The sequence below is a fragment of the Gilliamella sp. Gris3-2 genome, from assembly GCF_001690345.1.
Lineage (GTDB): Bacteria > Pseudomonadota > Gammaproteobacteria > Enterobacterales > Orbaceae > Gilliamella > Gilliamella bombi.
The window spans coordinates 95,938-122,025 of the sequence record NZ_LZHB01000069.1; the positions used below are offsets into that span (position 1 = coordinate 95,938).

Annotated in this window: 22 protein-coding genes, 1 tRNA gene and 1 pseudogene; 6 read left to right on the top strand and 18 right to left on the bottom strand. The window is 35.5% G+C overall.

The window, feature by feature from the left end; all coding sequences use genetic code 11:
• The first annotated feature begins 145 nt into the window (after positions 1-145).
• The 3 genes from fruB to fruA are packed head-to-tail and all read left to right on the top strand — an operon-like array spanning position 146 to position 3,989.
• Complete coding sequence (fruB, locus tag A9G32_RS09505; protein ID WP_065589399.1) at positions 146-1,351, top strand: fused PTS fructose transporter subunit IIA/HPr protein; 1,206 nt, start codon at positions 146-148, stop codon at positions 1,349-1,351.
• Complete coding sequence (gene fruK / locus A9G32_RS09510) at positions 1,351-2,286, top strand: 1-phosphofructokinase (protein ID WP_065589400.1); 936 nt, start codon at positions 1,351-1,353, stop codon at positions 2,284-2,286. The genes fruB and fruK overlap by 1 nt, the downstream gene beginning before the upstream one ends.
• Positions 2,287-2,294: 8 nt before the next feature.
• Positions 2,295-3,989 (top strand): PTS fructose transporter subunit IIBC, encoded by a 1,695-nt coding sequence (gene fruA, locus A9G32_RS09515; RefSeq protein ID WP_065589401.1) that lies wholly within the window; start codon positions 2,295-2,297, stop codon positions 3,987-3,989.
• Between the two features lie 63 nt (positions 3,990-4,052).
• Here fruA and A9G32_RS09520 read toward each other — a convergent pair.
• A pseudogene (locus A9G32_RS09520) lies at positions 4,053-4,630 on the bottom strand (TIGR00730 family Rossman fold protein).
• Positions 4,631-4,778: 148 nt separating this feature from the next.
• On the opposite strand from A9G32_RS09520, the gene A9G32_RS09525 reads away from it, so the two are divergent.
• Positions 4,779-4,854: transfer RNA gene (locus tag A9G32_RS09525), tRNA-Asn, on the top strand.
• Positions 4,855-5,175: 321 nt separating this feature from the next.
• Here A9G32_RS09525 and mutT read toward each other — a convergent pair.
• The 5 genes from mutT to A9G32_RS09550 form a co-directional block, all read right to left on the bottom strand.
• Positions 5,176-5,580 (bottom strand): 8-oxo-dGTP diphosphatase MutT, encoded by a 405-nt coding sequence (mutT, locus tag A9G32_RS09530; RefSeq protein ID WP_065589402.1) that lies wholly within the window; start codon positions 5,578-5,580, stop codon positions 5,176-5,178.
• A gap of 117 nt (positions 5,581-5,697) precedes the next feature.
• Positions 5,698-8,430 carry a preprotein translocase subunit SecA gene (secA, locus tag A9G32_RS09535; protein WP_065589403.1) on the bottom strand — a complete coding sequence of 911 codons (2,733 nt, stop codon included), beginning with the start codon at positions 8,428-8,430 and terminating at the stop codon, positions 5,698-5,700.
• A 77-nt stretch (positions 8,431-8,507) separates the two neighbouring features.
• On the bottom strand, positions 8,508-8,858 hold the full coding sequence (locus tag A9G32_RS09540) for a hypothetical protein (RefSeq protein WP_065589404.1): 351 nt from the start codon (positions 8,856-8,858) through the stop codon (positions 8,508-8,510).
• A 204-nt stretch (positions 8,859-9,062) separates the two neighbouring features.
• Complete coding sequence (locus tag A9G32_RS09545) at positions 9,063-10,607, bottom strand: multicopper oxidase family protein (RefSeq protein ID WP_065589405.1); 1,545 nt, start codon at positions 10,605-10,607, stop codon at positions 9,063-9,065.
• A 121-nt stretch (positions 10,608-10,728) separates the two neighbouring features.
• On the bottom strand, positions 10,729-11,106 hold the full coding sequence (locus A9G32_RS09550) for a hypothetical protein (RefSeq protein WP_065589406.1): 378 nt from the start codon (positions 11,104-11,106) through the stop codon (positions 10,729-10,731).
• Between the two features lie 201 nt (positions 11,107-11,307).
• On the opposite strand from A9G32_RS09550, the gene A9G32_RS09555 reads away from it, so the two are divergent.
• On the top strand, positions 11,308-12,390 hold the full coding sequence (locus A9G32_RS09555) for an MJ1255/VC2487 family glycosyltransferase (RefSeq protein WP_218055881.1): 1,083 nt from the start codon (positions 11,308-11,310) through the stop codon (positions 12,388-12,390).
• A 10-nt stretch (positions 12,391-12,400) separates the two neighbouring features.
• Positions 12,401-12,904, top strand: coding sequence for a type 3 dihydrofolate reductase (gene folA / locus A9G32_RS09560; protein WP_065589408.1), 504 nt, complete (start codon positions 12,401-12,403; stop codon positions 12,902-12,904).
• 47 nt (positions 12,905-12,951) lie between these two features.
• Here folA and relA read toward each other — a convergent pair whose 3' ends face one another.
• From relA to trmB, 12 genes are all read right to left on the bottom strand, one after another.
• Positions 12,952-15,210, bottom strand: a complete 2,259-nt coding sequence (gene relA, locus A9G32_RS09565) for a GTP diphosphokinase (protein ID WP_065589409.1) — start codon at positions 15,208-15,210, stop codon at positions 12,952-12,954.
• Between the two features lie 3 nt (positions 15,211-15,213).
• Positions 15,214-16,551, bottom strand: coding sequence for a 23S rRNA (uracil(1939)-C(5))-methyltransferase RlmD (rlmD, locus tag A9G32_RS09570; RefSeq protein WP_065589410.1), 1,338 nt, complete (start codon positions 16,549-16,551; stop codon positions 15,214-15,216).
• Between the two features lie 12 nt (positions 16,552-16,563).
• Positions 16,564-17,052, bottom strand: a complete 489-nt coding sequence (coaD, locus tag A9G32_RS09575; RefSeq protein WP_034912639.1) for a pantetheine-phosphate adenylyltransferase — start codon at positions 17,050-17,052, stop codon at positions 16,564-16,566.
• Between the two features lie 166 nt (positions 17,053-17,218).
• Positions 17,219-18,220, bottom strand: coding sequence for a galactose-1-epimerase (gene galM, locus A9G32_RS09580; protein ID WP_065589411.1), 1,002 nt, complete (start codon positions 18,218-18,220; stop codon positions 17,219-17,221).
• Positions 18,211-19,368: a galactokinase gene (gene galK, locus A9G32_RS09585; protein WP_065589412.1), complete on the bottom strand. Its 1,158-nt coding sequence runs from the start codon at positions 19,366-19,368 to the stop codon at positions 18,211-18,213. The genes galM and galK overlap by 10 nt, the downstream gene beginning before the upstream one ends.
• Positions 19,369-20,418, bottom strand: a complete 1,050-nt coding sequence (gene galT / locus A9G32_RS09590; protein ID WP_065589413.1) for a galactose-1-phosphate uridylyltransferase — start codon at positions 20,416-20,418, stop codon at positions 19,369-19,371.
• 44 nt (positions 20,419-20,462) lie between these two features.
• On the bottom strand, positions 20,463-21,479 hold the full coding sequence (gene galE, locus A9G32_RS09595) for a UDP-glucose 4-epimerase GalE (RefSeq protein ID WP_065589414.1): 1,017 nt from the start codon (positions 21,477-21,479) through the stop codon (positions 20,463-20,465).
• Positions 21,480-21,524: 45 nt separating this feature from the next.
• Positions 21,525-22,799, bottom strand: coding sequence for an MFS transporter (locus A9G32_RS09600; protein WP_065589415.1), 1,275 nt, complete (start codon positions 22,797-22,799; stop codon positions 21,525-21,527).
• Positions 22,800-23,346: 547 nt separating this feature from the next.
• Complete coding sequence (locus A9G32_RS12645) at positions 23,347-23,871, bottom strand: histidine-type phosphatase (protein WP_081296810.1); 525 nt, start codon at positions 23,869-23,871, stop codon at positions 23,347-23,349.
• Positions 23,872-24,006: 135 nt separating this feature from the next.
• Positions 24,007-24,510: a histidine-type phosphatase gene (locus A9G32_RS12650; RefSeq protein ID WP_176701342.1), complete on the bottom strand. Its 504-nt coding sequence runs from the start codon at positions 24,508-24,510 to the stop codon at positions 24,007-24,009.
• The gene (nfsA, locus tag A9G32_RS09610; RefSeq protein WP_065589416.1) at positions 24,507-25,232 is read right to left on the bottom strand and encodes an oxygen-insensitive NADPH nitroreductase; all 726 of its coding nucleotides are present in this window, start codon (positions 25,230-25,232) and stop codon (positions 24,507-24,509) included. The genes A9G32_RS12650 and nfsA overlap by 4 nt, the downstream gene beginning before the upstream one ends.
• Before the next feature lie 18 nt (positions 25,233-25,250).
• Positions 25,251-25,955, bottom strand: a complete 705-nt coding sequence (gene trmB / locus A9G32_RS09615; RefSeq protein WP_065589417.1) for a tRNA (guanosine(46)-N7)-methyltransferase TrmB — start codon at positions 25,953-25,955, stop codon at positions 25,251-25,253.
• Positions 25,956-26,088 lie beyond the last annotated feature (133 nt).

The following is a 26,088-nucleotide window of genomic DNA, read 5'->3' on the forward strand; positions in this document are numbered from 1 at the left end:
AAATTACTTATTAATAGACATAATTTATTTGATAATTAATGTTTATTTATTCATTATTGCTGAAACGATTCAATTGATTAAAGGATTTGTATTTTCTAAGTCATTTTAGTCGCCCCAACATTATTAACCCAGAGGTATTTATTATATGTTTCATTTAGTTAAAGAAAACATTCGTTTAAATGAACAAGCTACCAATAAAACTGAAGCGATAAAAAAAATTGCTACGGCATTAACCAATGCAGGATTTGTTGAAGATGGTTATGTCGATGGAATGCTAGAACGAGAAGCACAAGCAGCCACATATCTGGGTATAGGCCTTGCTATTCCCCATGGAACTACTAAAACTCGCCATTTAGTCAAAAAAACAGGGGTACAAGTATTTTGTTTTCCTAATGGTGTTCAATGGGGGGATGATGGTGAAAAGGCCTATCTTGCAATTGGTATTGCAGCAAGCTCTGATGAGCATTTAGAATTACTCCGTCAACTAACTCACGTACTTGGAGCTGAAGGGGTAGAGGAGCGAATTAAAAAAATTCAGTCAGCCGACGAAGCAATTGCTATTTTAACTGGTAAAACAAGTTCTGAAGATAGCCAATTTTCTATAAATGAATCTGCATTATTATTGGATATTCCTGCTGATAGTTTAGCAACTTTACAAGTATTAAATGCATCACGTCTAAAACAGCAAAATGCTGTAAATTCAAGTTTTATTGCCGATGTGTTGGACAATAAACCTACATATTTAGGTGATGGAGTTTGGTTAAATGATAGCAAACAAGGTAATTTAAAAAATGCTATGGCGATTAGTCGCACCATCAGTAATATTAATGAAGATGGTAAGCCTGTTAAGTTACTCATCACCATATCAGCAGTTGATGATTCTATTTCTGATATTGTAAATAATATTGCAACTTTAGTTTTTAACCAAAAATTACAATTATTATTATCAGCCAATACTGATGATCTTATCAGCCTTCTTTTATCTGGTTCTGCGACAATAGAATCTAATAAATCAGAAATCCAATCGACATCTTCAAATGAGTCGACTGTGGCTGAATCGAATAATGAATCATTAAGTCGTGAATTTATTATTCCAAACGAAAATGGCTTACATACACGCCCATCATCAGTACTAGTAAAATTAGTTAAAGAGTTTAATTGTAAGGTTACTGTCGCTAATTTAGATGGTAAAGGTGAGCCAGTAAGTGCAACGAGTTTAATGAAAATTGTTGCGCTAGGCGCTAAAAAAGGTAGTCGATTACGATTTACTGCAGTAGGTGAAGATGCTACTCAGGCGCTTGATGCTATTGGTAAAGCAATTGGGGATGGTTTAGGTGAGGGGACTGAATAATGACTTATCGTGTCGCAACAATAACTTTAAACCCAGCTTATGATCTTTTGGGTTTTTGTCCCAAAGTTGAGCTTGGTGATGTTAATTTAGTCCAAACCAATGCGTTACTTGCTGCAGGCAAAGGTATCAACGTTGCTAAAGTTTTGTCGGATTTAGATGTCCAATTAACTATTGGCGGTTTTTTAGGTAAAGAAAATCGTGATGGTTTTAACTTATTATTCAAATCATTAAATGTGATTGATCAATTTGAAACAATTGAAGGTCGTACTCGCATTAATGTTAAATTAACTGAGGAAAATAGTGAAGTGACTGACCTTAATTTTTCAGGCTTCACGATTAGCGAGCAAGATTGGCAACGTTTTGTTACAAATTCTCTTGAATGGTTAAAAGATATTGACATGGTGGCTATCAGCGGTAGTTTACCTGCTGGAGTATCACTTGATAAATTTACTAAGTGGATGGAACAAGTTAAAGCGATTTGTCCAAAGATCGTATTTGATAGTAGCCGAGATGCATTAGTTGCAGGATTAAAAGCAAAACCATGGTTAATTAAACCCAATGACAAAGAGCTAGAAATGTGGGTAGGTCGCAAATTACCAACATTAGAAGATGTTAAAGCAGCTGCTATGGAGTTAGTTAACGATGGCATTGAAAATGTAGTGATCTCGCTAGGAAGTAAAGGCGCTTTGTGGGTAACTAAAAATGAAGCATGGCTTGCAAAACCACCAAAATGTCATGTAGTTAGTACTGTTGGTGCCGGTGATTCAATGGTCGCCGGGTTGATGTATGGCTTAATGACTAATCGTTCAATTAAAGATACTTTAGTCTTTGCATCAAGTGTTGCAGCTTTATCAGTTGGGCAAGCTGGTGTTGGTATATCTGATTGCCAAATTGTAAATAATATGCTAGAAAAAATTGAAATAATTTCTGAATAGGAGTATTCATGAATATATATATTATTGAAGGTAGTAATACAGGCCCAGTAAATGGACGTTTGGCTAAAGCGGAATTAGCTTTAGCCGCAAACGAATTAAATCTAAATCTGGTTGATAATGCAACATCGGCTGATGTTATAGTTGCAGTAGGTTCTGGAACTATCAGTGATAAAGCAGTTGTTGGTAAAAAGGTTTATGCCGTTGATGATTTAAATCAAATTTTTGCTAACCCAAAACAGATTTTAACAGATGCGCAAAGTAAAGCGAGTGTTTATCAACAAACAGCCGAAGCTATGTCTTCACCAAGCAATAATACCAGTGTAAAACGTATTGTTGCGGTAACCGCATGTCCAACAGGTGTTGCTCACACCTTTATGGCAGCAGAAGCGATTGAAGAGGAAGCCAAAAAACGTGGATGGTGGTGTAAGGTTGAAACACGTGGCTCAGTTGGTGTCGGTAATGAATTAACACCAGAAGAAGTGGCTTCAGCCGATGTTGTAATTGCGGCTTGTGATATTGATGTTGATTTGAGTAAATTTGCAGGTAAAAAACTTTATCGCACCAAAACAGGTCCAGCTCTGAAAAAAACAGCACAAGAATTTGATAAAGCATTTGAAGAAGCAACCGTATATCAACCGTCATCAAATACTTCAACCGCTAAATCAAGCAACGAGAAAAAAGGTATTTATCAGCACCTTCTAACAGGTGTATCTTATATGTTACCAATGGTGGTTGCAGGTGGTTTGATTATTGCGCTTTCATTCGCTTTTGGTTCATTTGAAATGGTTGATGGAGTACAAAAATTAATTGGAGAATCGCACTTAGCTGAAATCGGTGGTCTTGCTTTCTCACTTATGGTGCCACTGCTTTCAGGTTATATTGCTTATTCCATTGCTGACAGACCCGGTCTTGCACCAGGACTTGTTGGCGGTTTACTAGCAGTTTCGACGGGCGCTGGCTTTTTAGGTGGAATTATTATTGGTTATTTTGCAGGTTATCTAGCACTATTAATCACTAAATATTTACCATTACCAAAAAGTCTAGAGGCATTGAAACCAATATTAATCGTACCACTATTTGCAACGCTTATTACCGGTCTTGTGATGCAATTTATTGTTGGTACGCCTATTGCGTGGTTAATGAACGTTGTAACAGTATGGTTAAATTCAATGGGTACGGCCAATGCCGTTATATTGGGCGCTATATTAGGTGGCATGATGTGTACTGATATGGGTGGACCAATAAATAAGGTTGCTTATGCATTTGGTACAGGTTTAATTTCAGCGCAAGTTTATGCTCCAATGGCAGCGGTTATGGCTGGGGGCATGGTTCCACCTTTAGCAATGGGAATTGCGACATTGATTGCGCGCAAAAAATTTGCTAAAACTGAACAAGAAAGTGGTAAGGCTTCATTGGTATTAGGCTTATGCTTTATTTCAGAAGGAGCAATTCCATTTGCTGCGCGCGATCCATTACGTGTTATCCCATGTTGTATTGTTGGTGGTGCTATTACTGGTGGTATGGCGTTAGCCTTCGGTTCAACATTAATGACGCCGCATGGTGGTTTATTTGCTTTAGCAATTCCAGGCGTTGTTAAACCAGTAGTTGGCTACTTATTATCTATCGTTGTTGGTGCTGTAGTTGCTGGTGTAGCATATGCATTTATTAAACAACCAGAGTCAGAAGCTGTAACTGCTGCGTAATTTTAAACATATAAATAAAAGCGTCATCAAGTGATGGCGTTTTTATATAATATGACATTTAAGCTATTTTTTTACCCAGCGCTGTAAATCTTTAGGGATAAAATGATCCATTTGTTGTAGTATAGTTTGATGATCTTCCGAAACAATTAATGTTTTATAAAAACTATCTCGAACAAAACCTTCATTAACTGCATGTTGCAAAAATTAAGCATTGGTTGCCAAAATTCTAACACATTAAATAATGCAACGGGCTTTTCATGATAACCTATTTGCATTGCTGTCCAAACTTCAAAAAATTCTTCTAAAGTTCCAGTTCCTCCTGGCATTGCAATAAAACCATCAGCTAATTCCGAAAGTCTTGCTTTGCGTTGATGCATATTATCCACTACTTCTAAACGAGTGATACCGTGGTGTGCTGTTTCGGCTTTGACTAAACGTTCAGGAATAATACCAATCACCTCTCCACCATGAGCTAGTGCCGCATTAGCAATAATGCCCATTAATCCCTTATTACCACCACCATAATAAATTAGCCGTCGATTTTGTTCTGCTAAAGTTTTGCCTAATTGTTCTGCTTGTGTACGATATTCTAATTGGCTTCCTTCGCTTGCTCCGCAAAAAATACAAATATTTTTTTTCATAAATGCTATTTTACCTGTTAATAATATATTTAATTATCTTAGCATATCTACAGATTAATTTGATTACAAGCTGAGCAGTTAATTCTATTTGCTGTTTTAGAGATTGACATTAGCGTTATATATAGTTAATATTCATCCCGTTAAGTGTTCCTCCATAGTTCAGTCGGTAGAACGGCGGACTGTTAATCCGTATGTCACAGGTTCAAGTCCTGTTGGAGGAGCCAATTTCCGAATTTATAAAACCTGCTTATGGCAGTTTTTTTATATACAAAAATCCTTACTTATTCGTTTCGTTGTTACAGTAAATAGACCTAAATCCGAGTTTATTGGGTATGTATTTAGTCATTGCTAAATGGATTATTAGTTAAAATAAGATCAAAGCTTTGTGATAGTAAATTTTTGCTTTAGCATTGTGTTATTCTAGGTGTTGGGGAACAGCGTACATTTATTTTATGAACTAAATATAATAGCTCTAAAATTATACAAAAAGCTAAGTTAAATTAAACAAACTAGACTAGCAAACAAGCTAAATTGTAATAACTAAGTTATATTTGTTTATCTAAGTTTTTAAGCATTTCGATGATCGGTCGATTGGCGTCAGGGAATTCGTCGGCATTCAGATCTTCTTGGTCAACCCAACGACTTGGTTGGCCTTCTTTAGCAAAAGGAACTCCATCCCATTCTTCAACTAAATACGCATGAATTGTGATATCGCGATCATCATAACTGTGTTTAAAGATATCTAAAAATTGAGCTTGGTGGATATGGATGTCAACTTCTTCAGCAATTTCTCGTTGTAAGGTTTGATATGGCGTTTCTCCGATCTCGATTTTTCCACCAGGAAATTCCCAAAAACCAGCAAGATGAGAGTCTTCACCGCGTTGGGTGATAAATATTTGACAATTTTGTGAACGAATAATACCTACAGCAATTTCAATATGTTTGTTCATAATTCTATTTGCCTATGAGTAAAATTAGGGAAAGTTGTAACTTTCCCTTTCAACCTATTGTCGATCCTAATCGACGATTTAATTATCAACTTTATTTGATGATACTAAATTTTTTCTTTACTGAACAGCACCATGGCAATGTTTATATTTTTTACCTGAACCACAAGGGCATGGATCATTACGACCAACTTTGGCTTGAGTTCGTACTATTGGTTGCGAAGAAGCACCTGCTGATAGTTCTTCATTTTCGCCATTTATACTCGCTACCGAATCATGATTAGCTTGTTGTTTGGCCATTAGTTTTTCCATCTCTGCTAGGCGTTGGCGTTCAGCTTCGTCAACTTCTTCTTGTGAGCGAATTTGTACGCGACTCAAAATACCAATAACATCATATTTTAATGATTCTAGCATGTTAGCAAACATATTAAACGATTCTCGTTTATATTCCTGTTTTGGATCTTTTTGTGCATAGCCGCGCAAATGAATACCTTGGCGTAAATAATCCATAGCTGCTAAATGTTCTTTCCAAAGCGTATCAAGTGTTTGTAACATAACACTTTTCTCGAAATGTCTAAATGCTTCAGCTCCAGCCATATTTTCTTTTTCTAAATATTTGTCTTGAGCAATTTGTAAGATTCGTTCACGCAATGTTTCTTCGTGCAGATTTTGCTCTTCATCTAGCCATTTTGCGACCGGTAAATCCAAATCAAAGTCTGTTTTTAGTGCAGTTTCAAGACCTGGTATATTCCACATATCTTCAATTGATTGTGGTGGAATGTATTGGTCAATTAGAGTGTTAAATACATCACCTCGAATTGAATCAATGGTATCTTTTATATCGGTATTATCAAGTAAACCGTTTCGTTCTCGGTAAATTACTTTACGTTGATCGTTGGCGACATCATCATATTCAAGAAGTTGTTTACGAATATCAAAGTTGCGACTTTCAACTTTCTTTTGAGCATTGGCAATGGCTTTTGTGACCCATGGGTGTTCAATAGCTTCACCTTCTTTCATACCCAATTTACGCATCATATTACCCATACGATCAGAGGCGAAAATTCTCATCAATGGATCTTCCAGTGATAGATAAAAGCGTGAAGCGCCAGGGTCACCTTGACGTCCTGCACGACCTCGTAGTTGGTTGTCGATACGGCGTGACTCGTGACGTTCAGTACCTAAAATATAAAGTCCACCTAACTCAATCACTTCTTCGTGTTTTGTTTGCCAAGCTTGTTTCGCTTTTTCGATGTCTTCTTGTGTTGGATTTTCAATTTTTGCTATATCATTTTGCCAGTTACCACCGAGCATAATATCAGTACCACGACCAGCCATGTTGGTTGCAATAGTAACTGCACCTTTACTCCCTGCATTAGCAATGATTTCTGCTTCTTGAGCATGGAATTTAGCATTTAGGACATTATGTTTGATACCTGCTTTTTTAAATGCTTGTGAAACTAATTCTGATTTTTCGATTGATGCTGTTCCGACTAAAACAGGTTGACCGCGTTTTACACATTCTTGTACATCAGATACAATCGCATTTATCTTTTCCTTTTCGGTCATATAGACAAGGTCGGATTGATCTTTTCGTTGCATTGGGCGATTAGTTGGAATAACAATCGTATCTAAACCATAAATTTGGTTAAACTCAAATGCTTCAGTGTCAGCAGTACCTGTCATGCCCGCTAGTTTTTCATATAAACGGAAATAGTTTTGGAAAGTAATTGAAGCCAGTGTTTGGTTCTCATTTTGGATTTTAACGTGCTCTTTTGCTTCAACAGCTTGATGTAAACCATCAGACCAACGTCGACCATCCATTGTTCTTCCAGTATGTTCGTCAACGATGATAATTTCGTTATCTCTGACAATATAATCAACGTCGCGGTGGAATAGGTGGTGAGCGCGTAGGGCTGCATTAACGTGATGCATCAATACGATATTGCTTGGCGCATAAAGTGACTCATCACCTTTCATGATACCTTGTTTTATCAGTAATTCTTCAACTTTAACTAAGCCTCGTTCTGTTAAGTTAACTTGGCGTGATTTTTCATCAATTGAGAAGTCACCATCACCTTGGAACTGGTCAGAGTCTTCTTTTTCTTGACGGGTTAAGTAAGGAATGATTTTATCAACGCTAATATATCTGTCGGAACTATCTTCCGCTTGACCTGAAATAATCAGAGGTGTTCTTGCTTCATCAATTAAAATTGAGTCAACTTCATCGACTAAGGCGTAATGTAATGGACGTTGTACACGAGCATCTTTGGTAAATACCATATTATCGCGTAGGTAGTCGAAACCATATTCATTATTGGTACCATAGGTGATATCTGCGTTGTAAGCCTCACGTTTTATGTGTGTGGGCATATTTGGCAGGTTAATCCCTACAGTTAAGCCCAAAAATTCGAATAAAGGACGATTATTTTCAGCGTCTCGCTGCGCTAAGTAATCATTAACCGTAACAACGTGTACACCTTTACCTGTTAGTGCATTTAAGTAGGCAGGTAATGTCGCTGTTAAAGTTTTACCTTCACCCGTACGCATTTCGGCAATGCAACGTTCATTTAATACCATACCACCGATTAACTGCACATCAAAATGACGCATGCCAAATACACGTTTACTCGCTTCACGTACCACAGCGAAAGCTTCTTCCAAAATATCATCTAATTGAGTTCCAGAGGCAATCCTGTCTTTAAATTCTGTAGTTTTTGCTTTTAGTTCATCATCGGTTAATGCTTCCATGTCTGGTTCAAGTGCATTAATTTTTTCAACTCGTTTACGCATACTTTTTAATACGCGCTCATTGCGGCTACCAAATACTTTTGTTAATAATTTTAATAACATAACTTTTCTCTTGTTTTTTAATACGGATTTTAAGGCTTTTACCTTGAATAAAAATTAGTTTTATTTGTGCGTAAATTCTAAGAGGTAGTTTTTGGTCCAGCTCGTATGCCGTTGTAAGGGGATAGTCGGATTGTCTTGCTATGGGAAAGATCATCATAATTGGGCGTTATTAAAAGTACTACAGTATGCTGTTTTGGGGAACATGATAGTGCTAGTGTTGGTAACTTTCTTTGTGCTGTTTCTCTGTGATCTTGTACAATGGATGTAATAGCAATAATTCCACTGTGCGAAACATCAGATTCCGATGGAAGCACTTCGTTTTGACATAAACCAAACCCAGCAGCAATCACACCTAATAATAAGTGCGATAAAGCGGTTTTGATAATCAATCGTTTGTTGAGTTTTTGCCAATAGTTGATGACGATCATAATCTGCGCATTTTAGCATTTTTTAGCAAAATAAAAAACCCTTATTACAAGGGGAATAATTTAATAAAAGGAATTTTAATAAGATGATAGGTTTATAAAAACTCGCTTTTTTTCAGTAATGATAAGCGAGTTTTTGTTAATTTACCTTCCCTCAATCCAACCATACTAAAAATTGAATCAAGGAAAGGGATAAAGGAATAAATATTATTCCACCATTAATTGCCCCATCATGCCAGTTGTTTCATGTTCAATAATGTGACAGTGATACATGCGAAGCCCAGGAAGATTTTGCTGTATTTTGATGGTAAGTTTTTCGTGTGGCCGCAAATTAATGGTATCTTTTAAGGCAATATAATCAGGCTGAGTTTTTTTACCATTTAACTCGTGCGATTGTACAATAAATTGTGCGCCATGGATGTGGAAATTGTGATCCATATGGGAGTTATTAAATATTGTCCATTCTTCAATATCGTGAATTTTGCTTTTTAGATCAATTCGCGACATGTCATGACGTTTACCATTAATTAAAAATAACACACCACCACGCGGCTCTTTCATGTCCATTACTTCGGTATATTCCAGTAATTTATGGACGACAGCTGGCCCCATATTAGGTAGTTGGTTTAATGTGTTTGGTAAGGTGATTGGCTCGGATTTAGTCAGTGTTAACTCACCTAGTATTATATCTTGTTCTGGCGGTACATTGCCCATTTTATTGCGATCATATCCGATTGATTGTAAATATACAGTACCAGTTTGTTTTGGTATTATGACTAATTCAGCACGTTCAGCCGGAGTTAATAATAAGGGTTTGGTAAGCAGGTAGGGTTTAGCTAATAGTCCTCCATCAGTGCCAACTAAAAAGACATCGCAGTTAGGGATAGAAAGATTGAGATATCGACCTGAACACGAATTCCATACTCGGATATGTGTGGCTGAATCTATTTTGATTTTTGGGCGGTAACTGCCATTTATCAATACAAATTGGCCTTCACGTCCATTCATCCAATCAACCATTGAATTATCAGCAATTTGGCCTTTGTCGGTTAATTTTAAGTCAGAAAAGAACCAATTTTGTTCAGGGAACGATGCAAGTGGATCGTGTTTGCTACGAACAATAAATGTACCAGCTAAACCTCGATAAACTTGTTCGGCTACTGTATTGTGTCCGTGAGGATGATACCAATAAGTGCCAGCCGTATCTTTAGGAATGGTAAACTCATAAGTTCGACTGCCTCCTGCTGGAATTTCGTTTTGTGGGTTGCCGTCTTGATCAGATGGAATGAGCAAGCCGTGCCAATGAATTGTCGTTGATTGAGTAAGTTCATTTTTTACAGTGATTTTAACATGGTCTTCTTCAAATACTTCAATTTTCGGACCAGGTATCATTCCATTATAGGTCCAAAATTCCGTGGTTAAATCTGGCGTTAATGCAATTTTGGTTGGTTTTATATGTAATGTTGCTTCAAAAACACCTTTTTTCTTGCTCTCATTTTTTAAGTTGGTCAAAGTTGGTAGATCCATTCCTTGTGGTAGGGCTGAAGTCGATAAAAGTTTTTGCGGCATTTGATTGTGATTCATGTCCATATTCATGTGTTGGTGCATATTATCCCCCTTTTGACATTCATCAGAATGAGTATCACACATTGTGTCATGCATATTATTGTGCCCCATTTGGGCTATAGCTTTAGTTGCGACTAATCCACCGATAGCTGTGGTAATATTTATCAAAAAATTTCGACGTTTCATGATGTTCCTCAAAAATAGTTAAGTTTAACAATAACCTGATGGTTATACTGATAAAACAAATATCAATATAATTCAGTTATTACGTGTTGTGTTACTTACTGCTTTTATTTACATAAATCAATTAAACAGCTTGCGGCGGTCTTAACTCTGGAATAAATTCGTTATATTGTAGAATAGGCTTAATGGGCAGATATCGTTCACTGCTAGACGAAATATAAAGTTTTGTAGGAAAATGAGAATTTAAAATATTACAGGTTGAACACTGATGAAACAAAGCACAAGATGATATGATTGTGTTTTTTCGCAAAACCAAAACTGGCTCGTTAGAAATAGATTCGTGTTTAGGTGTTAATTCAGATGTGGAATGAGCAGAATGACAAGTTAAAGCTGGTGATAATAGTAAGTTAGATAAATGCCATGAAGAATAACTAAACCAAAATAGTATTGATGCTAATACAATTATCAGGCAAATTGGTTTATTTTTGGGTGTTATAGGCATCTTGATATCTCGCTATTTTTTGTAAAATAAATAATAGCCCTACTTAAAGTTTAAATATCACCTTGATACAACTAGTTTAATTTAATTGTATTGATTTGTCGACTTGTCTATTAATATATTAAAAATACTAAAATTTTAAGTTAATGTGTAAAAAAATAAGATAATTATAACGTGTTCTGGTATGATATTTATCAATAATAATTGGCAAATAATATTGATATGAAGATTCTTTTTGGTGTTCAAGGAACAGGAAATGGCCATGTCAGTCGTTGTAGAACTTTAGCTAAAGCATTAAAAAAAGCTGGAGCTGATGTTGATTATATTTTTAGTGGACGTGATCCTAAAGACTATTTTGATATGCAAGTTTTTGGTGATTATAAGACTTATCGAGGTGTCACCTTTGCAACACTAAACGGTAAAATTAATTTTCGTAAAACCATACAACGAATTCGCGCTTTCAGGCTGATTAAAGACGTGCGGGAACTCGATTTATCAAAGTATGATTGTATTATTAGTGATTTTGAGCCAGTCACTGCTTGGGCCGCACATCATCAGCAACGTGACTGTTTAGGTATAAGTAATCAGGCCGTATGCCAATATCTTAAACCTAAAGAATATGGGTTAGTTGCCAATGTAATTATGAAATATTATGCGCCAGTTACTAAGCCTATTGGTTTGCATTGGTTTCATTTTGGGCATAAGTTATTGCCACCGATGATTGATTCATTTAATGCCACACCAACAGAAGATGGCAGCATTGTGGTTTATTTGCCGTTTGAAGGTATAGATGAGATCATTGGTATGTTAAACCAATTTCAAGATCGTCAATTTATCTGTTTTCACCCAGATATAAAGCAAGAATCGCAACGAGGTAATATTAATTTTCAACCTCTTAGTCGTGATAGTTTTACGCAAGCTTTAGTCAATTGCTCTGGCATTATTTCAAATACGGGCTTTGCATTGATTTCTGAAGCATTAACGCTTGGTAAAAAGATTCTTACTAAGCCTGTGGCAGGTCAATTTGAACAAATTTATAATGCTCAATGTTTACGATCTCTTGATATGGCAACGGTTATGGAAAGTTTAAACTGTATCAAACTTAAGTATTGGTTAGATTTACCTTCACCAAAACCAATAATATACCCTGATGTTGCTACAGAATTGTCTAATTGGATCGTTGCTGGACAAAAAGAGGCGTTACTTTCTTTAAGCGAACGACTTTGGAGTCAAACTATCTTTCCTGAGCATGTCAATCAGCGAATAAAATCTTTAGGGTATGTGTAAAGGAACGGATATGATATTAAGTATTATTGTAGCCATGGCTGATAATCGTGTAATTGGCTTAAATAATCAAATGCCTTGGCATTTACCTGCAGATTTGGCATGGTTTAAAAAAAATACACTTAATAAACCCGTTATTATGGGAAGGAAGACATTTGAGTCTATTGGTCGTCCACTACCAAATCGTCATAATATTATTATTTCAAAGCAAGCACCAAGTGAATCTAATTCAACTCAAAATGTAAGTTGGGTTCAATCAATTGATGCCGCCATAGTGTTAGCCCAAGAACAGAATGTTGATGAGGCATTTATTATTGGTGGTGGTAATATTTATAAGCAGACTTTACCGTTAGCAAATCGACTTTATTTAACGCACATAGATGCGGAACTACAGGGGGATACCCATTTCCCTGATTATTCACCTGAGCAATGGCAAGTTATTTATCAAGAAGGACACCAACCTGACGATAAAAATAGCTATTCATATCAGTTTGAAATTTTAGAGAGAAAGCAATAAATATTAAACTTAATTGCCACTAAAAAAGTGGCAATTTAACATGTTAATTAACCTTGAAAACGTTTAGCTTTAATAACATCGGGTAGTTGTTTTATTTTATTGAGCACTCGATTTAACGAATCTTGATCAAAAATTTCCATATCTACGTCGATAGTGGCTAATTGTTGCTTCATATCTGAACGGCTCATTAAACCAAGAACATTAACCTTTTCATTAGCTAAAATCGTGGTGATATCTCGCAATAAACCACTTCGATCGTTGGCAACAATCTTTATCACCATGGTATAACTTGATTGGGTATTGTTGTTCCAAACAGCGTGAGTAATACGTTCAGGCGCATGATTTTTAAGTTCTTGCAATTGCTCACAATCAGCTCGGTGAATTGAAATACCTCGCCCATGAGTTACAAACCCCATAATTAGATCGCCAGGAATAGGGCGGCAACAGTTTGCAATGGTATACATTAAGTTACCCACTCCCTCAATAATAATTTCACTGCCTTTTTTGTTGTTGAATTTATTAGTATTTTTAGATTGTATATTCGTTTTTTGGGCAATCTGTTTTAATGCTGCTTCATCTTCCTCTTCAGCAGTTGGTTTATTAAATTGTGCATTGATAAAATTAACTAATTGATTAATCCTTACATCACCACTACCAATACCTGCTAATACCTCGTCAAATGAATGAGCGTTATATTTATTAATTAAGATTTTTTCGACACTTTTTATACTAATGTTTAAAGGTTCAAGTTCACTTTGTAAAATTTGCTCACCTGCGGCGATATTTTTATCGCGATCTTGCTTTTTAAACCAGGCTTGAATTTTAGCTCTGGCACGACTACTATTAACGAATCCTGTATTCGGATTTAGCCAATCTCGACTAGGATTTGGCTGTTTTTGGGTAATGACTTCAACTTGATCGCCCATTTTTAAATTATAGGTAAATGGTACAATTCGCCCGCCTACTTTGGCTCCAATACAGCGGTGACCCACATCGCTATGTATATGATAAGCAAAATCAAGTGGAGTTGACCTAGCAGGCAAGTCAACAACATCACCTTTAGGCGTAAAAACATAAACTCGGTCATCAAAAATTTGGCTACGAACGGCTTCTTGTATTTCACCACTTTCCGACATTTCTTGTTGCCATGTTAATAATTTACGCAACCAAGAAATTCGTTGATCATAAGCTGTCATTTTGTCGGTACTGCCTTCTTTATATTTCCAATGTGCAGCAATACCTAGTTCAGCTTCATTGTGCATTTTTTCAGTACGAATTTGAATTTCGATTGCTTTATCTTGTGGACCATAAACAACAGTATGGATCGATTGATAACCATTTGGTTTAGGATTTGCTACATAATCGTCAAATTCTTTTGCGATATGTTTATAATGGCTGTGGACAATACCTAATGCATTATAACAATCTTCAATACGATCGCAGATAATGCGCACAGCACGAATATCATATAGATCTTCGAATTGAAGGTGTTTACGCTCCATTTTTCGCCATATACTATAAATATGTTTAGGACGACCGTATACCTCAGCTCGAATATGATCTTGATTCATCAAATCTTGTAAATGGCTTACAAATTGTTTGATGTACAGTTCACGATCTAATCGTTTTTCTTGCAATTTTTTTGCTATTAATCGATATTCATCTGGATGTAAATAGCGGAAGCAGAAATCTTCTAGTTCCCATTTTAATTGACCTATGCCTAAACGGTTGGCTAAAGGCGCATAGATGTTAAAACATTCTTTAGCTGCAAGGACCTGTTCTTCTTGAGGTGCATTGATTAAATTGCGTAAGTAGGTAATGCGTTCTGCCAATTTAATCACTACACTTCTGAAGTCATTTACCATCGCTAGTAGCATTCGGCGAATACTATCAATTTGTTCGGAAGTAGCACTGCCGTTACGAATTGCTCGTAATTGGCGAATTTCTTTCATCCTAACAATACTAGAAATAATATGAGAAATTTCACGATCAAAATCTTCTGGAATATCTTCTCGGCGAATAATTTTGCTATCAACAAAAGGAAGCAATAAAGCCGCACATAAACTATTAATATCCATATTAAGTGTCGATAGAATTTCGACCATTTCTATCGCATTTTGGAAACAGAAAATTTGCTCTGATGCACCTGCGCTGTTTTCAAAACAAAAATCCCAAACTTCTCTAAACTTCTTATAAGATGCAGGATTAGTTAATAACAATTCTTGTTTTACCCATTGTTCTACATCAAATTGAGCAAGGGAATAGTGTTCTTCACTATGTTGGTGTGCGCCTCTAATAGATACCATAACTTATGTTCCTGATTTTATTAGCAACAGCATTGATTCAATGTGTTTGGTTTGCGGAAACATATCTAAAATAGCAATTTGAGCAATTTGATATCCTGCATCGATAAGTTGTTTACTATCTCGAGCTAGTGTAGCAGGATTACACGATATATAAACAATTTTTGATGGGGCTAATTTTGCAATTTCTATTGTTGCATTAAACGCTCCTGCTCTTGCTGGATCTAATAATACTTTATTATATTGTGATTTACTCCATATCGAAAATTGTTGAGAATCATCTAAATTGCTGGTTAAAAAATTAGTTTCCGCACAAATCTCAGTATTATTTAATATAGCGTTGAATTTTGCTTTTTCAACCAAGGTATCAACACCTTCAACTCCCGTTACAGTTTTACTTAATTTTGCTATAGGTAACGAAAAATTGCCCATTCCGCAAAACAGATCTAAAACCCGATCTGTTGGTTGTAAAGTTAGCCAGTTAAGCGCCTGTTCGATCATCTTTTGATTAATTTTACAATTTACCTGAATAAAATCTAGAGGGCTGAATGTTAATTTTAAATGATTAATTAAATAAAAATGCTCAGTATTACCGGCAATATGTATTAAATCATCGCCGTGAAAATAAAGTGAAATATTGTTATTTTCGGCAAATTCTTTTAATAGGTTAACATCATGATTGCTTAGAGGCATAGTGTGCCTTAAAACAAGAATAATACCACTATCGACCGAAATTAGTTCAACGTGACCCAGTACTTTTTTCTGTTTTATGTTATTGAGCATGCTTTGTAATGGTGCTAGCAATGAATCTAATTCATCAACTAATACAGGACAATGTTTGATATTGATTATTTGATTAGATTCTGCTTGGCGAAATCCAATTGCTAATTGGCCTTTAACGATATTAATTGAAAGTCTTGCACGTCGACGATAATGGTAAGGTTGATCGGCAATAATTTGCGGTGAATTTTTAACGATATTTGATAAAGGTTGTCCTGTTTCTTTTTGTAATAGATTTATCAACGCATTATATTTTGCTTGTTGTTGCATATGTGGTGCAATATGTTGTAGCTCACAACCTCCACATTGTTGATAATATTCACATAGAGGTTTAACGCGGTATTTGCTTTGATTATGATATCTAATGACTTTAGCTTTAGCGTAATTTTTCTTATTTTCAGTTAACTCAATATCAACGGTTTCATCAGGCAAGGCTGATTTTACAAAAATTGTTTTACCTTTATGGTTGGCCACACCTTGCCCAAAGGCATCTAAAGATGAAATAGTTACTGTCAATTTTTGTGGTGTGAACTTTTTTCTTTGTGGAGTGTAAAAATTAACCATAGACGTTTTTATTTATGTTAAGCGTTTTAATAAAGCTGTTTTGACATGTAGTGGTACTAAATTTGTTATATCACCGTCATGGTAGGCAACATCTTTCACTATTGTTGATGAAATAAATCCCATTGCAATTGATGGCATTAAAAAGATAGTGTCTAAATCAGATTTTAATGCACGATTCATTTCGGCAAGTTGCCTTTCGTATTCAAAATCGTGTGTTGTACGAACGCCCCGAACGATAACCGTGGCATTATGGGTTTGTGCAAAATTAGCCATCAAATTGTCAAAACCAATAACTTCGACATTGAGTAAATGTTCAACTGCTGTTGATGCTAAATTCACGCGTTCTTCTAGATTAAAGAGTGTTTTTTTATTAGGATTTTCGGCAATAGCAACAATTAATCGAGGAAACAGTAACGAAGCTCGTGTAACAAGATCAATATGACCATTAGTAATGGGATCAAAAGTACCCGGGAAAATAGCAGTTAAACTTTTGCTTTTCATATTTAATATTATCCATTAGGTATGATGACTGTATCATACCTAATTTTACTTAGGATTGTTAGTTTAACCATGCAAAATTCTTTTGCTCAATTTGTTAGATTTCTAGTAATGTAAATATGAAAAAGCTAGATATTATTAATATACAGCAATAATTAAGTCAAACAACTTATTGATTTATAAAAAATTGGTAAGCAGTGTAATGTTCATATATTTGTTCTGGTTGTAAAAAGCAGCTTGGTTGTGGCCAGTCAGGATGATTAGGGCTGTCTGGTAAAAATTGGCTTTCTAATGCTATGCCAGCAAAATTTCCATATTCACCATTATGCCGGTTTGGTGTATGTTGTAAAAAGTTACCTGTATAAATCTGTAATGACGGTTTGGTTGTAGTAACATTCATTGTTACTTTTTTATCAGATGAAATGAGTTGAGCGGCTATCGCTTTGGTTTTATCTAATAAATAAGCATGATCATAACCACCAGTTATTTGCCTTTCTGCGCTTTCAAGCAGTTTTTCCGATAAAAGTTTTGGTTGACGTAAATCCATATCGTGCATGGCAACACTAGCTAAGCTCTTATTAGGGATACCATTGGCATTAACTGGCAAATAATAGTTAGCATTTACTTTTAATCTGTGATTAAGTATATTCTTGCTTATTTCACCATCTAGATTAAAGTAAGCATGATTAGTCAAATTTACTGGCGTAGTTTTTGTTGTAGTTGCATTAAACAAGATAATTACTTGATTGTCATCGGTGAGTTTATACGTTACAGTTACATTCAACTCACCAGGAAAACCTTGATCACCATCAGGTGAAATCAAAAGGAAGGTCACTTGCTGATCGGAGCAAGATTGAATTAACCATAATTGTTTATCGAAGCCTAATTTTCCGCCGTGTAACTGATTTACACCTTGATTCGCAGTGAGATGATATTGTTTATTGTCAATATTAATAGTAGCATTGGCAATACGGTTAGCATATCGGCCTATTGTAGCACCTAAATAGGCATCCTGTTGTTGGTATTGTTCAAGTGAGCGACAGCCGAGTAGCACTTCACGAGTCTGTCCATTAACGGGCAATTCACAGGAAAGCCATGTAGCTCCCCAGTTTGAAAGTTTTATTTGCATTCCTTGTTTATTGGACAGTTCAATAATTTGCGTTATAGGCATATCGCGTGTGCTCCTTCACTTGGTTTACAGACATAAAAATCTTCTTTAATACCAAATTTTTTAGCATAACTATCGCTAACAACGGTTTTAACAGCATCAACTTTATCTTTTGGTACTAATGCCACAACACAACCACCAAAGCCACCGCCTGTCATGCGAACACCGCCTTGTTCACCAATTACACCGTGAATTATTTCAACTAGATAATCAATAGCGGGGACTGTAATTTCAAAATCATCACGCATTGAATTGTGACTCTGTGCCATGAGTTTTGATAATAATTTATAATCACCATCTGTAAGAGCTTGTGCTGCCTTTAGTGTGCGCTCATTTTCAGTGATTACATGATGAGCTCGTTTAAAGACAATTGGATCGAGCGTGTTTTCAATATGTTGTAATTCAGTTAAGGACGCGTCTCTTAAGGCTTTTACCCCAAGGGCTTGTGCTGCTGCTTCACACTGTTTACGTCGAGTATTATATTCACTATCAACTAATCCTCGTTTGATATTTGAATTGATGATAACTACAGCAAAATCTTTAGGAATTGAGACTGGTTTAACTTCTAATGAACGACAATCAATTAATAATGCATGTTGGCTTTGTCCAAGGGCAGATATTAGTTGATCCATGATGCCACAATTGCAACCAACAAATTGGTTTTCGGCCTCTTGACCAATTAAGGCTAACTTGGTGCCATCTAAAGCTAAGTTGTAAAGAACTTGGAACATTTTAGCTACCGCAACCTCTAGAGATGCTGATGAACTTAGTCCTGCTCCTTGAGGAACGTTTCCACTAATAGCAAAATCGACGCCATGGATATTATTTGTATATTTTTTTAAGTGCTTTACCACCCCACGTATGTAGTTAGCCCACATATAATCTGGATGTTTTTCAATAGGAGAATCTAAAGAAAATTCATCTTGTTGATTATCATAATCAACCGCAATAACTCGAACAAGATTATCTGAACGTTTGTGACAACTTATTATCGTTTGATAATCGATAGCACAAGGTAAAACAAAACCATCATTATAATCGGTATGCTCGCCAATCAAATTTACACGACCGGGAGCTTGTATAAGTGTATCGGGTTTATAATCAAATTTAGATTCAAATGCTTGTGTAGTAGCTTTGATTAATGCGTTCATCTATTTATCCTTTTTGTCTTTATAATGCACATCACTAACGTTACGTAACCTTTCAGCTGCTTGCTCTGGGGTTAAATCACGTTGTACTTCGGCTAACATTTCGTAACCTACCATAAATTTTTTTACTGTGGCGGAACGTAATAAAGGGGGATAAAAATGTGCATGTACTTGCCAATAATCATTTTTATCTTGCATAAATGGCGCACCATGCCAGCCCATAGAGTATGGGAAAGAGCAATGAAATAAATTATCGTAGCGACTCGTTAATTTTTTGAGCGCAATTGCTAAATCACTTTGTTGTTTGTCATTTAATTGGGTTAATTGTGGAATGTGAATTTTTGGTAATAATAATGTTTCAAATGGCCATATTGCCCAAAAAGGAACAACGGCAAGCCAATACTTAGTTTCTACAACGATTCGCTCACGATTAATAAGTTCCTTTTCAGCATAATCAACCAATAAATTGCGATGATATTTTTCAAAGTAATTACGCATATTTAGATCTTCACGCGCAATCTCATTTGGTAAAAAGCTATTTGCCCAAACTTGTCCATGTGGATGAGGGTTAGAGCACCCCATTGCTGATCCTTTGTTTTCAAACACTTGTACCCAAGGATAGTTTTCACCCAACTCCTGTTGCTGTTCTATCCAAGTTTTAATTACTCCTTCAATTGCAGGTAAATCAAGTTCAGGTAATGTTTTACTGTGATCGGGTGAAAAACAGATAACTCGACTAGTACCTTTTGCGCTTTGCATTTGGAATAAAGGATCGGCGTTTTTTGGTGATTCTGGAGTATTTTTCATTAATGCTGCAAAATCATTAGTAAAAACAAATGTTCCCTTATATTGGGGGTTGATATCTCCTGTTACCCGTTTATTTCCTGGGCACAAAAAGCAAGTTGGATCATAACTTGGTTTTTGCTCTTCGTTTAATACTTCTTGTTGTCCTTGCCATGGGCGTTTTGCCCTATGTGGTGAAACAAGTACCCATTGATTGGTCAATGGGTTGTAACGACGATGAGGATGGTCAACTGGGTTAAAAATATCCATTTTTGCCTCTTCTGTTAATTTTGTATGTTTTATAAAATGTATTATTAATCAGGATAGCCTTGAGGGTTATTTGATTGCCAATTCCATGAATCTTTTACCATGTCATCAAGCGTGAGTTTGGTTTTCCAACCTAATATTTGCTCAGCTTTATTAGCATCAGCCCAGAATGCTGGTAAATCACCTGCTCGTCTTGGGGCAAAGTGCCAATTAAGAGGTTTTCCTGATGCTTTTTCAAAAGCTTTAATGACTTGTAATACGCTATAACCAACACCTGAGCCTAAATTGTAAATATGCACACCAGCTTTGTTTTGATCGGTTTTGAGTGCAGCGATATGCCCATCGGCCAAATCAACAACATGTATAAAATCACGAACGCAAGTTCCATCAATTGTTGGATAATCATTACCAAAAACAGCTAATGACTCTCTTTTGCCTACAGCAACTTGGGTAATATAAGGCATAAGATTATTAGGAACACCAAGTGGGTCTTCGCCCATTAATCCACTTGGATGGGCTCCAACAGGATTAAAATAACGTAGTAAAGTTAGTGACCAATCGGGCTCAGCAACGGCTAAGTCCATAATACATTGCTCAACCATTAATTTACTTTTTCCATACGGACTAGTAGGTAAACCTTGTGGTAATGTTTCAACATAAGGAACAGGGGCTAATTCGCCATAGACAGTGGCCGACGAACTAAATACTAACTGTTTAACGCCAGCAGCTCGCATTGCTTTCATAAGTACGATACTGCCGTAGACATTGTTTTCATAATATTCTAGCGGTTTGTGGACTGATTCACCGACTGCTTTTAAACCAGCAAAATGGATCACCGCTTTAATGTCATGTTCTGAAAAAATCTTAGTTAATAGTTTTTCATCGCATACATCGCCTTGATAAAAAATGACGGATTGCCCAGTAATTTTTTGTATTCTATCTAGTACTGATGCTTTACTGTTAAACAAATTATCAATAATAATTGGTGTATAGCCAGATTTAATTAGTTGAACACATGTGTGACTTCCTATATATCCACAACCACCAGTTACTAATATTTTCATAATAAAACCTTCATCTAGTTTAATAATAGTTATAGTGAGTGTCTGCTAATTTTCAGACTCTTCACTGTTGTTATGTTTCCACAGATCCCATGGTCCACGCCCTGATAATGTAAAGGATGAAATAAGCGTAAAACTAAATGCGATCAAGCCAAGGATTAAATATGCTCCTTCGAAACCTATTTTAACATACATTAACCCCGCAAAAGTGGACATAAACATGATAGATAATTGTTTTGCAAAACAAAATGCAATTAAGTAAACAGTTGCTGATAAGTGAATAGGGAAGTGTTTAGTAATATATTTAAATGCACCGACAAGTAATAAAGGTGCTTCGAACATATGTAGCGTTTTTAATATCACCACTTCAACAGCTGTGCTGGCAAATGCTGAGCCAGTAATACGAATGGACATGATAGCACCAGCAATGAGTAATGTATTTTTACTGCCTAATTTCATTACAATCAGAGGAGCAAAAAACATCACAGTGGCATTTAAAAATTCACCAAGCGTAGTTACATAGCCGAAAGCTTCACGACCCACTTGTTCGTTAGTAAAAAATGAGGTGAAAAAGTTTGCAAATTGTTGATCAAATACATCATAAGTACAAGCAACCCCAACAATGTAAAGCATGAAAAACCATGTTTTACGCATACTAAGTAAATCAAGGGCAAGTTTTAGATTGAATGGCTTTGGTTTATTTAATCCCATTTGCTCAACAACTTCAGTCGTTGTGGTTTTTGCAGGATCGGCGATTTTAACTAAAATTAAAAGAATCAATGCAAATCCAGAACATAACCAAAAAACGGCATTGACATCTTTAGAAATCATAATTCCAACAAACGAAGCACATATAGCCCAACCAAAACAGCCAAACATGCGACAGCGACCAAATTCAAAACCACTACGTCGACTTATTTTTTCGACAAGTGCTTCAATAGCTGGTGCCCCACCACTAAATACCATACCAAGATAAAGCCCTCCAACAATTGCGCCCAAGGTGACATTTAATTTGAGTAATGGCCCTAAAACGAAGATAAAAAATGGACCAAATAGTACAAGAAGAAGTGTGATAACCCAAAGAAGGTGTTTTTTTAATCCTAGTTTATCAGAAATTAACCCGAACAAGGGTTGAAAAAAAAGCGCAAATAGTGAAATAAATGAAAAAACGTACCCAGTATTTGCCTCATCAAGTCCGTTCATTTTTAGCCAAACGGGAAAAAAAGGGCAGTATGCTCCCATAATAAAAAAGTACAGAAAGAAGTAGAGACTGAATATCCAATAATTCTTATTACTTAGTGATGACTTTATTTTTTGATTCATAATGAACTTCCTTTGTTAGGCTTTAAATGACCACACAATCATTTAAAAAAACTTCTGTATGTATATGAATAGGTAAGTTATTTGTTGAGGCGATAATAGCACTAAAATAATTTTGAAAAAGTGATCTAGATAACATTTTATGAAATCGATTACATTTGATATTAAATTAATTTTTGTTAAAAAGTTTCAGGTAAATATGTGTTTGAGTATAATTTTTGTATTTTATGATGACAATAGTGCAAATTGAAGATCGGTAATCTACTAGATAGGAGGTTTAAAATAATTAATTGGAACAAAAATAAAATAAAACAAATAAAATGCAATTAATTATTGAAAACGATTACATATTATCTATCTACACTCTATTTGGTCTATTGTAATTGACTATGATTTAAGTAAGCTAAATAATTGACATTTATACTAAAACGTATATTTACCTGAAACTTTTTGACAAGGAATTTTTTATTAATTAGAATTAGCTTAACTTTTTATTATTAACTTGTTTAATCCCAGTTAGATAGGAAAAATTAGATAACCTAATGGTTAATTACCTAGTTTTAATTGATTTTATTTGTTCCTCAAAATCTGACCAATAATAATAACCATCATTATTAACAGAAGCATTTTCCAAATGAAGTTGATAATGTTGTGGTAAATTATTGTCATCAAGTGCTAGCCCGTTATGGAGTTGTTCAAAACTTTGATAAATATATTCGGCTTTAAAAAAGTATTCGCCTGTAGATAGGTGACGAAAACGCTGTAAAGCTACTTTTCCACCAATTGGGGTTATTTCAAATTGATTTGGTAGTTGGTAGTCTTTAAAGTCTAATGCACCCAGTAATGAAGCGATGGTACTATCGTGTCCAACAAGTAAATTGACTTTACTATCTTGTAGCATAAGATCGTTTATCATGTTGATAATAAGTGCCGCTGAATGTTTGGCAAGTGTCTTAGAATGGCAAACTAAATTTATATATTGATTACGAATTGCGCTAATTTGTTGCCACTGTTCTTGGCTAGTTAGTCTACCCCATGCAATTTGTTCTTTTGGAAAGGCTGAATAGTATTGCAATAAGAATGCATCAACGGCTGAAATACCTATCGCAAGTGGTCCAAGGAGTGCTGGTTCTTCATGTTTTTTAAAATAAAGTTCGGATGGAATATCGGCTAAATCGCATTTATATTCAGCATATAATTTTGAATGCTTTTAATCTAAAATATCGGAAAGGATTTCATAAGCTGGTGCTAGGCTTTTAAAAATATTGGCTGCTTTGTCAGCTTCTTCAATATCACGCAATACCGCATTTTTAAACTCAGTTGAATCGTCTTGCAAGCTAGGATCGAAAATCGGATCCATTTTTTCAATGGCATATTTATGATGAATAGGAATATCATACCCAGCAAAGGCACCAGCTGTCATAAATTGAGCGGTCGCGACAGTTCTTTGCAAACTATTAGAATACACGAATAATTCAGTATTATGTTTTGATAATTTTATATTGTGTTTTTCAAGCCAAGTCGATAAATAGCGGCCAAAATAAACTTCTAATATTCCACCACGAGTGGTCAAATAACCATATGGATGATCCCATTTAGGCCATTTAAAGGGAGTCACTTTTTCTAAAAACTGCAAAGTATTTTGCAATGGCGTACGAATACCATGACGGCTAAGTATAACGACTTTATCTAATTGGTAATGGTTATTTTTCATTTTGTGATCCATCCTTGTTTATGTAAATAATCTAAAATAAAATCACGTTGTTCATTATTTATTGCATTTGCAATTTTATCACTCCAACCACCGGTTTTTTGATTAGTACTACGGTTTTGATAGTAATCACCTATTTGGGTATCATATTTTGCTAAAGTTGCATGATTAAGTGGTTGATATTGGTTTTCAAAAAAGAGAAGCTCTTTAGGTAACCTTGGTTTTATTTCTGGATTATGATCGGGGTAACCAAGGCAAAGCCCAAAAAGAGGAAGAACATATTTTGGTAACTCAAGTAATTGGGTTGCTTTATCAAGATCATTTCGCAGTCCACCAATATACACAGCACCAAGTCCTAAGGATTCAGCCGCTATTACTGCATTTTGAGCCATAATTGCTGTATCAACACAGCCCAATAATAACTGCTCTGCTTTGCCAAGATTGAGTGTTGGATCAATTTGAAAATGACGATTAAAATCGGCGCAAAATACCCAAAATTCAGGAGCTTGGTTAACATATTTTTGATCACCAGCATAATGAGCTAGTTTTTCGCGTTTTTGAGGATCTGTAATACGTATAATTGTCGAACATTGAATAAAGTTAGAACTAGAAGCCGACTGTGCTGATCGAACTATAGACGCTATTTGTTCTTGAGTTAAACTAGTTGTTTTATAAGCACGAATAGAGCGGTGTCGACAAAGTAGATCGATGGTTTGATTTTGCATAGTGGCTCCTTAGCATAATTATTTGTTTACAAATTGAAGATCCCAAACGCCATGGCCTAAATTTTGACCTCGTTTTTCAAATTTAGTAATTGGTCTATCATCAGGTCTCGGAATATAGTCACCGCTTGGTGATAAATTTTCAAAACCTTCAGCTTGGGTTAAAACCTCTAACATATGTTCTGCATAATGTTGCCAATCGGTAGCTAGGTGCAAAATTCCACCTAATTTTAATTTTTGTCGAATTAACTGTACAAATTGGGGTTGAATAATGCGGCGCTTGTTATGTCTTGCTTTATGCCAAGGATCAGGGAAAAAAATTTGTACTTTGTCTAATGTATGATTAGGGATCATATTTTCTAATACTTCAACAGCATCGTGACACATCACTTTTAAGTTTGATAATTGATTTTCTTCAATTGCCATCAAACAAGCACCAACACCGGGTTTGTGAACTTCGATTCCTAAAAAATTCTTATCAGGTGCATTTTTAGCCATTTCAATTAACGAAGCACCCATACCAAATCCAATTTCAAGAATAGCCTGTTTGTTAGAGTCAAAAACCATTGGTGAATTTACATCATATTCAATACCAAATACCGGCCATAAATTTATTAATGCCTGTTCTTGGCCTTTTGTTAAACGACCTTGCCGTAAAACAAAACTACGAATGGTTCTTTTAGATTTGATATTTTCGTTATCTGAGTTTAATTGTTCGTTCATCACGTTATCTACTTTTGTTGTGGAATTTATTAAAGCCAAAGAATGGTTTGTTAGTTAGTTTACTCGATTTTGAGTTCACAGCAAAAGCATCTTATGGCCAAATTGTTTTATTTAATGATTTATAAAAATATATCAA

Excerpts from the sequence above, each read along its gene's own strand:
- galE (WP_065589414.1), bottom strand. The coding sequence starts at position 21,479 with ATGAAAATATTAGTAACTGGTGGTTGTGGATATATAGGAAGTCACACA.
- fruA (WP_065589401.1), top strand. The coding sequence starts at position 2,295 with ATGAATATATATATTATTGAAGGTAGTAATACAGGCCCAGTAAATGGA.
- fruB (WP_065589399.1), top strand. The coding sequence starts at position 146 with ATGTTTCATTTAGTTAAAGAAAACATTCGTTTAAATGAACAAGCTACC.
- A9G32_RS09550 (WP_065589406.1), bottom strand. The coding sequence starts at position 11,106 with ATGCCTATAACACCCAAAAATAAACCAATTTGCCTGATAATTGTATTA.
- nfsA (WP_065589416.1), bottom strand. The coding sequence starts at position 25,232 with ATGCAAAATCAAACCATCGATCTACTTTGTCGACACCGCTCTATTCGT.
- galT (WP_065589413.1), bottom strand. The coding sequence starts at position 20,418 with ATGGATATTTTTAACCCAGTTGACCATCCTCATCGTCGTTACAACCCA.
- folA (WP_065589408.1), top strand. The coding sequence starts at position 12,401 with ATGATATTAAGTATTATTGTAGCCATGGCTGATAATCGTGTAATTGGC.
- A9G32_RS09540 (WP_065589404.1), bottom strand. The coding sequence starts at position 8,858 with ATGATCGTCATCAACTATTGGCAAAAACTCAACAAACGATTGATTATC.
- relA (WP_065589409.1), bottom strand. The coding sequence starts at position 15,210 with ATGGTATCTATTAGAGGCGCACACCAACATAGTGAAGAACACTATTCC.
- galM (WP_065589411.1), bottom strand. The coding sequence starts at position 18,220 with ATGCCTATAACGCAAATTATTGAACTGTCCAATAAACAAGGAATGCAA.
- fruK (WP_065589400.1), top strand. The coding sequence starts at position 1,351 with ATGACTTATCGTGTCGCAACAATAACTTTAAACCCAGCTTATGATCTT.
- A9G32_RS09600 (WP_065589415.1), bottom strand. The coding sequence starts at position 22,799 with ATGAATCAAAAAATAAAGTCATCACTAAGTAATAAGAATTATTGGATA.
- galK (WP_065589412.1), bottom strand. The coding sequence starts at position 19,368 with ATGAACGCATTAATCAAAGCTACTACACAAGCATTTGAATCTAAATTT.
- mutT (WP_065589402.1), bottom strand. The coding sequence starts at position 5,580 with ATGAACAAACATATTGAAATTGCTGTAGGTATTATTCGTTCACAAAAT.
- rlmD (WP_065589410.1), bottom strand. The coding sequence starts at position 16,551 with ATGGTTAATTTTTACACTCCACAAAGAAAAAAGTTCACACCACAAAAA.
- A9G32_RS12650 (WP_176701342.1), bottom strand. The coding sequence starts at position 24,510 with ATGAAAAATAACCATTACCAATTAGATAAAGTCGTTATACTTAGCCGT.
- secA (WP_065589403.1), bottom strand. The coding sequence starts at position 8,430 with ATGTTATTAAAATTATTAACAAAAGTATTTGGTAGCCGCAATGAGCGC.
- A9G32_RS09545 (WP_065589405.1), bottom strand. The coding sequence starts at position 10,607 with ATGAAACGTCGAAATTTTTTGATAAATATTACCACAGCTATCGGTGGA.
- coaD (WP_034912639.1), bottom strand. The coding sequence starts at position 17,052 with ATGAAAAGCAAAAGTTTAACTGCTATTTTCCCGGGTACTTTTGATCCC.